Raw genomic sequence first — 12,486 nt, 5'->3', positions numbered from 1 at the left:
AAATGGCTCATATATACTATGTGGAGTACGATGCTACTCACCCTGAAAATTTTGTTTTTGATATGCCAAAAGGCCATGATTGTTGGTTGTTGGTTCTTACACAAACTCCAGCACAATTTTGGGTAAATGGAGAAATGATAGAATATCCTGCTAACAGTGCTGTTTTATACCCTCCACATCACAAAATTCTTTACCGAGCCTGCTCAGATAAATATGTTAACGATTGGGTTCGCTTTGATTCCGCCGAGCCATACCTCATTGATACTGCAATCCCTCTGGGTATCCCTTTCCCTTTATCCGATCCCGGATATTGCCACAAGCTGTTTCAGTTACTTGTAGCAGAAAATACATTGAGCAACAGCTACAGAGAACTTACTATTGACTATTTACTTAAAGTACTGTTTATTAAACTCCACGAAGCCTCCAAATATACGAAAAACTTCAGTCAATTTCAATCAATATTGGATTTACGAAGGAAGATTCATAACAATCCGGGGTTTCCTTGGAGCGTTCCTGCCATGGCAGAAAGCCTTCATTTAAGCCCAGGATATCTGCAAGCGTTGTATAAAGAGACATTTGGGATTTCCTGCATGAAAGACGTAATAAATTGCCGTATTCGTTTTGCAAAAGACCAACTTATTCATAGTCCCCATACCATCGCAGAAATTTCAACTCTTTGCGGATATAACAACGTAGAACATTTTGTCAGGCAGTTTCATAAAATCACTGGTCTTTCACCTGGTACCTTCCGAAACTCAATAAAACGCTGACAAAAACAAAAAAAGTGGTGCTGTTGCAAAACAATAACTTACTGTTTTAGCACTTGTACTTCCGTATAAAATTATATCAATGCTTTTCATTGATAAATTTTTACTCACGTACATGTTAAGAAAGGTAAGAATTATTTTGCAACAGCCCCGTTTTTTTAGTCAACCAGCGTTTATATTACTTTATACTTTCATAAAATGTAATTGTTACTCCACCTGCTCCACCGCCGGGATCTGAGCTCAAATATAGCTTTTGGTTCAGGTATGAGTATTTACTGTCTGCACGAACTTCAAATGTAGGTACAAGAGATCCAAATTGTCCCCCATTTCGCACAATAATAATTTCTCCGTCATTAGTTTGCCAAAGATATCTTGCATCGATTGTCATAGGATTCGCTAGGTTCTGATAATCGGCACCTGCCGGTAAAATCTTAGCCGTTAAATTTCCGCTTACAGTTCCACCAGTTATAGGAATAATATTTCTGCTCCCTTTCTTGCTTGCTCCTACCGATTGACTCGCCCCAAGGCTAACTGACTCAGTTATAAATATATTACCTTTTCTCTCAGAAGATGCCTTTCTAAAGTCCCAAGGTTGGTCTGGCACATCACTGGGCTCAGTTACTTTTATTGAGTTTGTGGAATCCGGTGTAAAGTTTATACCAGATACGTCATAAACACTTATCTTCATTGTTCCGGCTGCCGAGTCTATAACACGTCTGCCCGCATATTTTCCGGAGTTAAGCCAATTGTATGAACTTGAGTTGGGAGCCTCAAAATCCCAAACCATCCTCACATCATTCTGGTTAATGGCTGTTCCAGCACTTCTTAGATAAATATAACTTCCGTCATTGGCTTTTAACACTAATAATTGTTCTATTTCCATTGCGCCATTTGAAAGAGTCAGCTGAAAATCAAGTCCTCCGGACATTACAGAGCCTTGTATTTTGTTACCTGTTATGCTACCATTTTGAACTACCAAAACCTTTCTCTGTCCATATTGGGTTTTTCCTAAATCGTAACTATTCTGCAACTTCATGGTAGCTTCAAATACAAGAACACCGTTTTCAGGCTTAGGTATTCCATTAGCCATTCCACACGTCCATGATTCATGAGGAATAAGAATCTTATCACTGCTATCTGCTGAATCAGCAGGCAGTGTAGTAATTAGGCCCAAAAGATACTTTTTAAGTATAGCGTAATCAAGTGCATCAAGGGTACCGTCACCTGTAACATCCGCCGCTGTAACATTGGGCAGAGTACTTGATTTTGCTAAGAGATAAGCCTTTAATAATGCCAAATCCACAGAATCAACGGTATCATCCATATTAACATCACCATATTTAACATAACCTGTAGCTGATGATGTCACCGAATCTGTTTCCCCATCTCTAGGGTTTACTGTTTGCGCCCCAGCCGATGTTCCCGAAGTCATTGTCCAAACAACTATATTACTAATCACAAGGGCTAGTAATAATGTCTTTTTAAGCATATAAATCCTCCTCTACTTACTAATTTTATTAAATATTATCCTATTATTGGTAAATAGTAAATACTTTGGAAATTCATAAATTAGTTTAAAACGTAGGAAGGATTTAATATAAATCTACTCTTTATTCGTTATGTTCATATAAAACGATACTCTCTATATAATTGGTAAATCTCCTTAGTTCTTTCTCCTGCTCTGCGTTTATCTCGCCATCTTCATACATTCTGCGTATTTCAGAGCGTTCCGCGTCCATTACCTCAAAACGCAATTCTTCCTTTTTGCTTTCAAGACTTTCATTATAACTTTCACCTGTATGCTTTAATCTTTGCAGAATTTTTTCATAGTCCAGAAGCACGGCATAAACATATTCCGGCTGTTCCTGTGTTTTTGCATATTCCTCTAACCCCTTAATCGCTACACTTATAGCCTTAATTTGGATATCTCTTGCAAAATGTAAATTATTAAAACCGCTACCTCTGGAAATGTGCTTTTTCACACCTAATCGACGAAAATCACCCATGGCTCGTTTTAAAAAAACTGTAGTGGAGAACCGAAAATTATTATCCAAAGTTTCTTCTCGAAGATTCAAAAATTTGGTTATTGTATCGAAAACATTTATGTCTATTTCGTCATTAGCCAAAAGAGTATTGATATACTTTCTTTGAAGGTTTATGGCAAGTAAGCGGGCTTCATTTATTTTCCTGTTATAATATTCAGCCTGCTGTTCATCAGATTGTTGTCCCGAAAGATTTCTCTGAAAACTGACGGTGTATTCGTGTATTAATTCTGAGGCCGCCAATTCATTTTCCTCATTTGTTTCTGCTTTAATTTTTTTAATTGCCGTCAGCAAAAGCCTATTCTTCGCCCAGGTCAAATCCTCATGCTTCCCTTTATCTTCGGAGAGTTCTTCCTTTCTACAGAGCAATGGCAAAAATACCGTTGCAAGAATTAACAACAGGAGAACTACTCCTGCAGCTATAAATAGAAGCAGTGAACGTGATGGGAATACTTCTCCGTTTCCTAAAAAAGCAGGCACTGTAAGGACTCCTGCCATGGTTACTGCACCGCGCACACCTGCTAAGGTTGTAATCAGGGCTTCTCTTACTTTTGGCTTTTCAACATCACTTTTTTTACTAAAATAATAACTGTGAGCTTTGCTCAAAAAGGACCAAACAAACCGAATGGCGAGAATTACAAATCCAATAACTACAACATAGCCCAAAGCCAGCCAATTGCCTATATCAGGGTTTGAAATAGTATCAAACATCGCTGCTGGAATATTCATTCCTAACAATAAAAAAACAAATCCGTTTAAGACAAACAATACGATTGACCATGTATTTTCTGTGAGCAACTGTTCTTCGGGTATGTATGTTTCTGTATGTTCATTGACAATGGAGTGAATAATTCCGGCAGTTACAACGGCGATAACTCCCGAAGCGTGGAGAATATCCTCGGCTACTATAAAGACTCCAAATGGGGTCAAAATCTGCAGCAATGAATGGAACACCGTATCATTTATACCGTTTTTGCGCAGTCTGAAGCGTACAAAGGTTACAATCAGCCCTAGCAATATTCCTGCTACAGCTCCAATAAGTAATGTATAGGAAAAATCCCAAAGGGCTTCTCGAAGAGAAAAATAACCTGTAACAGCGGCTGCTATTGCATATTCAAAGGCTACAAGTCCGGAAGCATCATTTATAAGTGATTCTCCTCTAACAAGAACCATCACCTTTTCAGGTATTTTTATCCTCTTAGCAATGCCATTGACAGCTACTGGGTCTGTGGGGGAAAGAACTGCCGCCAGAGCCAAGGTAACAGCTAACGGAATACCGGGTATAAGCAAGTTAATTATATATCCCCCAAGTATTGTGGTTAATATTACAAGGATGAATGCATTTCCAAAAATCTGCGACTTCATTCCCCATAATTCTGTGCGGGAAAAATGGCGCCCGTCATTATACAATAGTGGTGCAACAAACAATAACAAAAACCACTCTGCACCAATTTCAAAATTATAATCCCCAATCGCAAAGGCTATAATTATCCCAAATAGAATTTGGGTCAAAGCTGTAGGGATGAAGGGAATATAATGACTTACAATATCAGATATAAGTAATCCAAGCATTAATAATAAAATGATTGTTAATAAATCCACAATTAATATCCTCCGTATAAAACCCGATTTAAATAATTTGAAATAATTTTACCTTTATTTTCATAGCTTCTGCAACATAATTTTTTTAAGTTTCTCACTCTGTTTTGGTAACAACTCTCTTTTTTCATTTATCATTGTAAAATCTCCATTCCTTCTTCTGGAATCCATTTATTTTCTCCCATTTCTCTCATTCTATTCTCAGTATCATTCCTCCTTATGCTATAAACAGTCATAAGTGAATATTTTATTATTAAAAAAAAGATACGCCAGCCTGCTTTCGCAAACTGGCATATCTTTTTATTTTTAATTAACTTTGATTACACTTGTGCAGGGAATTTTGATATAAGTCCGATTAAATATTGCTTCATAACAGCAAAATCTAACGCATCAATTGTTCCACTGCCATTTACATCTGCAGCAGTCAAACCATTTTCAGATGGGAATTTGGTTATTGAACCAAGCAGATATTGTTTTAACAGTGAATAATCTATAGCATCAACACTGCCGCTACCATCAAGGTCACCATAAACTATTGTTGGTGCAGGAGCTGTAGCGAGAGCAGCTTGTACTGCGTAATAAGCAGGTTTTGGATTATAGTTTCTGTCGAAGAGCAGAGCATTGTCTCTACCTGAGAATGTTTGAGGTACCCAAGAATATTTATCTGTGAAGCCCCAGAACTGAATAGCTTTTACTGCTGGCTGCGCCATACATTTCTCGATAATATTTTTGTAGTAGCTTGCTTGAGTTTGGAGTTCTGAAGATGAAGCATTACTTGATATACGTACATCCATCTCAGTTATGTATATCTCAAGACCTAAATCTGCGAAACGTTGCATATTCTTTGCAAAATCATTATAGTCAATTGCGTATTGTATATCCAGATGCATTTGGAAACCAATACCATCTACAGGTATACCACGGCTCTTGAAATCTTTGAGCATCTCATAAGCAGCATTTGACTTAGGACCAGTGTACTCAAGATTATAATCGTTGTATATCAGCTTTGCAGAAGGGTCAGCAGCACGAGCACGAATAAATGCTTTTTCAATAAAGCTCTTACCCATAGTTCTATACCAGAAGGAATTTCTGTAGCTTCCGTTTTCCTCAAAAACTTCGTTAGCTACGTCCCATACTTCAATCTGACCTTTATAGCGTCCCATTACCTTGTCAATATGATTGTTCATGGCAGACTCCATAGCGCTGGCACTAAGATTCTGTATCCAACCAGGAGCTTGACTATGCCAAACAAATGTATGACCATGAACTTTATAATTGTTGGTTTTCGCCCAGTTCATGAGTTTATCTGCTTCGCTCCAATTAAATTGATTTTGTGAAGGCTCCAAAGCATCCCACTTCATACAATTTTCTGCTGTTACCAGATTGAATTCTGGAGTGGCAGTTGCGAGAAATGTGGAAGCATCTGACATTGTAGAAAAACCACTTGGGAATTCAGTTCCCACCAGAACCTTGCTTTGAACATCCTTTAACCTTTTGCCTGTAGGAGTAGCGGCACTAACTGTAGATGAAGAAACCATCAGCACTGTCAATAAGACAGAAAGCGCCACTGATAAAGATTTAAAACCGTTTTTTCTCATAAATCAACTCTCCTTTTTAATATAGTACTTGTGCAGATAACGTTATCTGCCCTTGCTAACCGATGCCAGATTCTGTTTTCTTTGTCCCACCGCCATTTATATTCAATTACATATCAGCAGCGAATTTATTATCATACCAAGCTTATGTTTCTTCAGGCTGTCAAGACGGAGCTCAATATTTCCACCGCTGGTTGCAAGGCTACTCTTGTGTTAAATAACTTTTTGCCGGTATTAATCTACATAACTTACAGATTTTCTCAAATATTCACCTCCATTACTTTAATTTTCATTTATATTCAAAACTGAGATTTCACAAAAGACCGGTTAACCGGCAATATCCGCATCTTTTGATTCTCATTTTTGAAACATGACTTTCAATTTTCAGGGTATTCTCTACTGCTATGGAAGATGGCATAATGATAAGAGTTTTGTTTGTTAGTTTGGATTAAATATCCGATGCATCGAATAAATAAATTTGATTAGAAAATGCTACTACCAGTAATACTTTAAAATATATAACTATATTATACTATATTTGGAGTCAATTTCAAATTATCCCTTTATTTTTTTTATTGGACCAATTAGCAAGTAATTCATAATTATTTCATTCGAAGGATTTTATCCATAGATTTTCCCTTTGCCAATTCATCAATCAGTTTATCCAAATAACGAATTTCCCGCATAATCGGCTCCTTAATGTCTTCAACTCTAACACCACAAATAACTCCTTTTATTAGGGTTCGTGACGGGTTTAGCAAAGGCGCATCTTTAAAAAATGTTTCAAAGTCTGTTTGCTTATTTAAATGTTCCTCTATCTCATCCTGCGTATATCCGGTTAACCAGCGAATGATTTCATCAACTTCGGATTTTGTACGCCCTTTTTTCTCCGCCTTTGCTATATAAAGTGGATAGACACTTGCAACACTCATTGAATAAATTTTATGATTGGACATTGCTTTTCCTCCTAGTATTAATATTTTAAATGCCTTACTTGCTTTAGTATATACTTATCAATGTATGTTAAGTTTATCTTTTTATACATTGTATGGTTTTTGCAGGTCTTTCATTGATTCTACTGTTTGAGTTCAGCCTTACAAAAGTACCTTTCCAGCTTCGCTGAAAACCTCTAATTTTACTCCTTCGGGAAGCCTTTTAATTATTTCCTTTAGATTCATATAATGTAAATTATTAGTGTAAAGTTTTTTCAAATATTATATAATTATTATATGAAAAATTTTTCATTTCCGCGCGGATTTTTCTCATCTACAAAAGAAGGGCTCAGAACAGATAAATATACTTACTCTGAGCCTTGGTAATACTCAATTTGAAGTAAAAACTCTATTTTATTTTAAGGAGGACTTATCCATGTTATTGAAAAAAGGTTTTAAAAGGAGCCTGTGTTTTATTCTTTCTAGTATCATGACTCTCAGTATGGTAGCTGCTGCTAATACATCGGTATCTGCAGTTGATGCCACTGAGAAAATTTACAAACCCCTTCCTAATGAATATAAAATGAATAGTTCAAAGCAAGGTACTATTGAAAGGTTAAGTTACAAATGGGGTAATGATACTAAGTATTTTAACGTCTATCTTCCTTACGGCTATAACCAGTCTGATACTTCTAAGAAGTATAACGTTGTATATCTGATGCACGGTGGCGGTGAAGATGAAAATTTATTATTCGGCGGACCTGGTCAGAACAAGGAATTAAAAGTAATCATTGATAATATGATTGAAAAGGGAGATATTAAACCAGCTATTTTTGTTACACCTTCATTCTACAAAGGTAATAATGATGTTGCAGGTTTCCCTCAAGAATTAACTACTTCAGTTATTCCATTAGTTGAAACTAAATATAATACATATCTAAAATCAAGTAGTGCTGCAGATATGAAAGCTTCCAGAGAGCACAGGGCATTTGGTGGATTCTCAATGGGTTCAGTATGTACATGGTATACATTTATTAACTGTCTTGACTATATTAAATATTTTATACCTTTAAGTGGTGACTGTTGGGCATTAGGTTCAACTGCTGGAAGTAGTAAACCTGCAGAAACAGCACAGTACTTGGCAGATGTTGTAAGTAAATCCGGTTATAAAGCACCTCAAGACTTCAAGTTGTTCTGCGCTACAGGCAGTGAAGATATTGCATATCCTAATATGAGACCACAGATAGAAGCAATGAAAAAATACACAAATACTTTCATATATTCATCAGATATCAAAAATGGAAACTTCTATTTTATGGTAGCTAATGGTGGTACTCATTGGTGGGGATATATTAATCAGTACATATATAATATATTACCGGATTTATTTCAAGATGTCGCAGAACCAGTCCAAATCTTAGGTGATTTGAATGGCGATGGTTCAGTTGACGCAACAGATTATGCACTCTTAAAAATGCATATACTCAATACCACACCTCTTACGGGAGATGCTCTAAAAAATGCTGATGTGGACAAAAATGGTGAAGTTAACGCTCTTGACTTTGCAGTTATGAAAAAGTATCTGCTTGGTGTCATAACAACTTTCTAAAAGACATTAGCAAAAAAGAACCTTCCAATCTGTATTTACCATATTTATAAGATTTTAACACACTGTACAGACTGGCGTAGTCCAATTTCTCTGGATATACGGCGCACGCCAAAAAAGTCGTAGGTTATTTATTATACCTACGACTTTTTCAAATGTAGCTCTTAAGAGCTTTTGGTGTTATTTAATTAATTTCCAAGTATCATCATTTTTAACTTCGCAAAGTCAATGGCATTGATATCTCCATCCGAGTTAATATCTGCATTCACTTTATTTATGCTAATAGATGAATCCAGTAAGTATTTTTTTAGCAATGCAAAGTCTATTGCATCAACATTGCCATCTTCATTAACATCTCCAATTTTTCCTCCAGTTTGCTCTTCTGGTAGGCCAACCAACTTAATATTATCAATATTTAAAACACCTGAATTACCGTTACTATACATGAAATGTAAGGAGCCTACTTTGTAGACGTCAAAAGTGTCACTGGCATCTTGTGCAGGTGGCTGATAATCCATTCTTTTTGTAAAAGCTGAAAATGGAATTTCAACAGTAGTCCAAGAAGTACTTGGTTTTATGACATAAACCCAATGTTCTCCGTCTTCTCCTTCTATCTTACTTTGCTCAGCTATAAGTAGTCTAATTTCATTTGTGTTTGAAGATTTTATATCGAAGGATATTTTTTGCCATTTCTCCCAATCTTGATTTCTATGTTTGTTGTCCACAACACCCCAATATCCATTTGATGAACCTGCATATGTTATTTCCAATCCGTTACCGGATTTACCACTAGAAACCTTACAGGATGCAGTTGCATTAACACCGGAATATGCCGACCACTGCAAAGCACCTTCAAAATCCTCAATAAGCTCTTCTCCATAAGCTGGTGTTGCAGGTGTATGAGGAGGATCTGGCTCTGTTTCAGCTGGAGGAGTCCATTCATAGGTTGTTCCAGTAGTTAATATTGCATTTAAGATTTCCCTATCAAATTGTCTTGTATCTCTATTATAAAATGCCATATCATTATCAACAGAACCAAACACTCCATTATCCCAAGCTCCGGATGCAAATCCATATGATGCAGCCTGGTCGCTAACAAAATCCCACCACTTTATAGCAGAATTTCTATCGGAATGTCCCATTACACCATATTCTCCAAGATACACAGGTATGTTATTTTTATCTGACCATTTTTTAACCTGTTTAAATACCATATTTATGGCATCCATATCATTTTTTGTTCCCCATGTACCCTGCCATTGGTGAGTGAAAGAATATGGGTCATAGTAGTGGAAAGTTGCAATAAGATTTTGATCGTTTGGAATTTCCAGCTGACTTAATGAATTATAGCTATTCCAGAAACCTGCTCCGATAATTACATTTCTAGTTGGATTAGTCTTTCTTATTATATTTAGAATTCTTTTGTTCATATCGTTTATCTGGCTATCTGTTATATTACCATTTGGCTCATTTAATATTTCAAAAATCAGATTTTCAGACTTGTCCTTAAAACGTTCTGCAATTTGCTGCCATATTCTTTCAAATCGTCCGATATTCTGATTATAATTTTCCATAATCCAAGTATCATGATGAGAATTAATTACTGTAACAAATCCACGAGAAAGTGACCAATTTATTACTTCTTCGACTCTGTCTAAGAAGCTGCTATCAATTGTATAAGGACTGTTTACTTGTGTATGCTGATCCCAACGGATTGGAATTCTCACATGCTGAAAACCTGCCTGTTTAAAATCATCAAAATAATACTCCTGAGCTGCCTTTGACCAAGACCCTTCCGTTGGTGCGTCAAAGGTATTTCCAAGGTTGATTCCTATTCCCATCTTCTTTACCATATCATGTGAACTGGTGGCACCATAGACAGACATAGGTAACAAACTCATAATAATACTGCACAATACAATCAGTGCTAAAACCTTTTTCATTAAATTTCCCTCCTGTGTAAATTTTACATATTATCTAATTAAATTATATAAACCCATATCTTTGAATTCAATTCTAACATCGCACTCAATTGTACTATATTACTCAATTTATAAAAATTCTTATACCATAGACGTACCTATATGTGTTATCATTATATTGATACTGGAAATTGTCTTATATATTATGTAATTTTATGAATCTCTAGAAACCTATAGCATCAAAGTGCTTTTTAACATAATAAGAAAAAATAGTACTGTTTAAAACCTAGTAAGGAAGATAGTATGATTAATGAAAAGCAATCAATATTTAATCCCTATATTATTGAGGTTTATTGCATAAACGAAAAAAATGTCCCCTATCCTGTAGGAACCCATTTTGAAGAGAGAGTTGTCAAGTTTTATGAGCTTGAACTAATTACAGGTGGAAATGGAACTATTATTACCAACGGTGAAACTGCTAAAGCCTCAAAAGGAGATGTTTTTTTAAGAGAACCCGGCACAATTGTTGAAGGATATTCCGGTTATTATTTTATTGTTATTATGTTTGACGCTTTTTATGATGTATCTAGAAAAGATATTTACGCAAGCTCTTTACCTTATTGGATTACAAATGAAAAGGAAATGCTTTCTAACATTGGTTTTTTCAAGGACGTGCCTTATAAACTTACAACTTATAACTATGAGATTGAGTACTTATTTAAATCCGTATTCAATGAGTTTATTAAAAAGCAGCAGAATTGCCAGTTGATTTTAAAAGCGCACCTTATGAACATTTTAAATCTCTTACTTGTATCCCCCGAAAACACCATTAAAAGAATCAATACACGGTCTTTTGAAAATAATTATGAAATAATTAAGTCTTCTCAAAAGTACATAGATAACAACCTACATAAGGATTTAACCTTGTTAGAGCTTGCTGAAAGATGTGGAGTTAGTAAAAATTTCTACTGCAAGATATTCAAAAGTATAATTGGACTATCGCCATTTGATTATATTATTCAAAGCAGGATGAATACCGCAAAAAGGTTATTGACTACAACAAATATGAAAATTTCTGATATAAGTAATATGTGTGGCATAAACAACATAACTTACTTTCATAAGCTTTTTAAAAAACATGTTAATATGACTCCAGGAAATTTTCGTGAAAGATTTGGTTTCACAAAAACAAAATGTAAATTGTGATTTTATAGTAGGTTTACTCTATTTTTTACTGGTAACCAAATGACATTAAGATGAAGAACTCAGGAGCCTTAGAAAACATGTTGCAAACCTTGAAATAGAGAATGAAATCCTAAAAAAAGTAACGGCCATCTTCGCGAAAGACCGGAAGTAAAATATTCTATCATTCATAAACACCGCGTCATATTTCCTGTTGAGAAGATGTGCCAAATACTTTATGTATCAAGAAACGGTTATTATGCCTGGGCTACAAGACCGAAAAGCCATCGTAAGCAATTAAACTGTGAGTTTCTTGAAAGAATTAAGGAAATCCAAAAGGTATCTCGTGAAACTTACGGAAGTCCCAGAGTAACAAAAGCCTTAAACAATGGTGGAATAAAATGCGGCAAAAACCGTGTAGCGACCTCAGTAATCAAATGTCACACAGGTGATAATTTTTTTACACTAAACATTCCGCTAATTTTACATCCGCAGGTGCCATATTATATAATTTCAATTCATTTATATTGACCCATTTTACTTCGCTATGGTCATTTAGACTCATTTCACCAGATATAAACTTACATATATAACCCTTTAGGTTAATTGTCCCAAAATCATATTCATAAACCGATTCGCTTAGATATTTATCTACCGAAATCTGTATTCCTAGTTCTTCTTTAATTTCCCTTATAACAGCTGTTTCCGGGGCCTCTCCTTCTTCAATTTTTCCTCCAGGAAATTCCCAGTAACTGCCCAAACTTTTTTCTGGTTTTCTTTTCGCAATTAGAACTTTATCATCTTTAAATATTATTGCTGCAACAACATTTATCATAATAAC

The 12,486-nt window shown here is 35.5% G+C and carries 9 protein-coding genes and 1 pseudogene; 4 read left to right on the top strand and 6 right to left on the bottom strand.

Going from position 1 to position 12,486, the window contains the following annotated elements; all coding sequences use genetic code 11:
- The first annotated feature begins 2 nt into the window (after positions 1 to 2).
- Entirely contained in the window at positions 3 to 770 is a 768-nt protein-coding gene (locus K412_RS0111175) for an AraC family transcriptional regulator (RefSeq protein WP_024833192.1), read from the top strand.
- Positions 771 to 945: 175 nt separating this feature from the next.
- On the opposite strand, the gene K412_RS0111170 is transcribed toward K412_RS0111175, so the two are convergent.
- The 4 genes from K412_RS0111170 to K412_RS0111150 all read right to left on the bottom strand — a co-directional run bounded on the left by K412_RS0111170 (position 946) and on the right by K412_RS0111150 (position 6,959).
- A complete protein-coding gene (locus K412_RS0111170; protein ID WP_024833191.1) occupies positions 946 to 2,256 on the bottom strand; it encodes a DUF3237 family protein in 1,311 nt (436 codons plus the stop codon).
- 121 nt (positions 2,257 to 2,377) lie between these two features.
- Positions 2,378 to 4,411 (bottom strand): Na+/H+ antiporter, encoded by a 2,034-nt coding sequence (locus K412_RS0111165; RefSeq protein WP_024833190.1) that lies wholly within the window; start codon positions 4,409 to 4,411, stop codon positions 2,378 to 2,380.
- Positions 4,412 to 4,728: 317 nt separating this feature from the next.
- Positions 4,729 to 6,006: an endo-1,4-beta-xylanase gene (locus K412_RS20690; RefSeq protein WP_024833189.1), complete on the bottom strand. Its 1,278-nt coding sequence runs from the start codon at positions 6,004 to 6,006 to the stop codon at positions 4,729 to 4,731.
- A gap of 599 nt (positions 6,007 to 6,605) precedes the next feature.
- Positions 6,606 to 6,959 (bottom strand): DUF2200 domain-containing protein, encoded by a 354-nt coding sequence (locus tag K412_RS0111150; protein WP_024833188.1) that lies wholly within the window; start codon positions 6,957 to 6,959, stop codon positions 6,606 to 6,608.
- A 412-nt stretch (positions 6,960 to 7,371) separates the two neighbouring features.
- Between K412_RS0111150 and K412_RS0111145 the strand changes: the two genes are divergently transcribed.
- Positions 7,372 to 8,544, top strand: coding sequence for a dockerin type I domain-containing protein (locus K412_RS0111145; RefSeq protein ID WP_024833187.1), 1,173 nt, complete (start codon positions 7,372 to 7,374; stop codon positions 8,542 to 8,544).
- 185 nt (positions 8,545 to 8,729) lie between these two features.
- Here the strand turns inward: K412_RS0111145 and K412_RS0111140 are convergent, their stop codons facing one another.
- Positions 8,730 to 10,484, bottom strand: coding sequence for a CIA30 family protein (locus K412_RS0111140; RefSeq protein ID WP_024833186.1), 1,755 nt, complete (start codon positions 10,482 to 10,484; stop codon positions 8,730 to 8,732).
- 282 nt (positions 10,485 to 10,766) lie between these two features.
- Between K412_RS0111140 and K412_RS0111135 the strand changes: the two genes are divergently transcribed.
- Both K412_RS0111135 and K412_RS22180 read left to right on the top strand, forming a co-directional pair.
- Positions 10,767 to 11,669, top strand: coding sequence for an AraC family transcriptional regulator (locus K412_RS0111135; RefSeq protein ID WP_024833185.1), 903 nt, complete (start codon positions 10,767 to 10,769; stop codon positions 11,667 to 11,669).
- 49 nt (positions 11,670 to 11,718) lie between these two features.
- Positions 11,719 to 12,068: pseudogene (locus K412_RS22180) on the top strand (IS3 family transposase); the annotation flags it as partial.
- A gap of 37 nt (positions 12,069 to 12,105) precedes the next feature.
- Here K412_RS22180 and K412_RS0111130 read toward each other — a convergent pair.
- Positions 12,106 to 12,480 (bottom strand): (deoxy)nucleoside triphosphate pyrophosphohydrolase, encoded by a 375-nt coding sequence (locus K412_RS0111130; RefSeq protein WP_024833184.1) that lies wholly within the window; start codon positions 12,478 to 12,480, stop codon positions 12,106 to 12,108.
- Positions 12,481 to 12,486 lie beyond the last annotated feature (6 nt).

Source organism: Ruminiclostridium josui JCM 17888, assembly GCF_000526495.1.
Classification (GTDB): Bacteria; Bacillota; Clostridia; order Acetivibrionales; family DSM-1351; genus Ruminiclostridium; species Ruminiclostridium josui.
The sequence above is the reverse complement of the archived record's forward strand: the minus strand, read 5'-3'. Positions and strand labels throughout refer to the sequence as shown.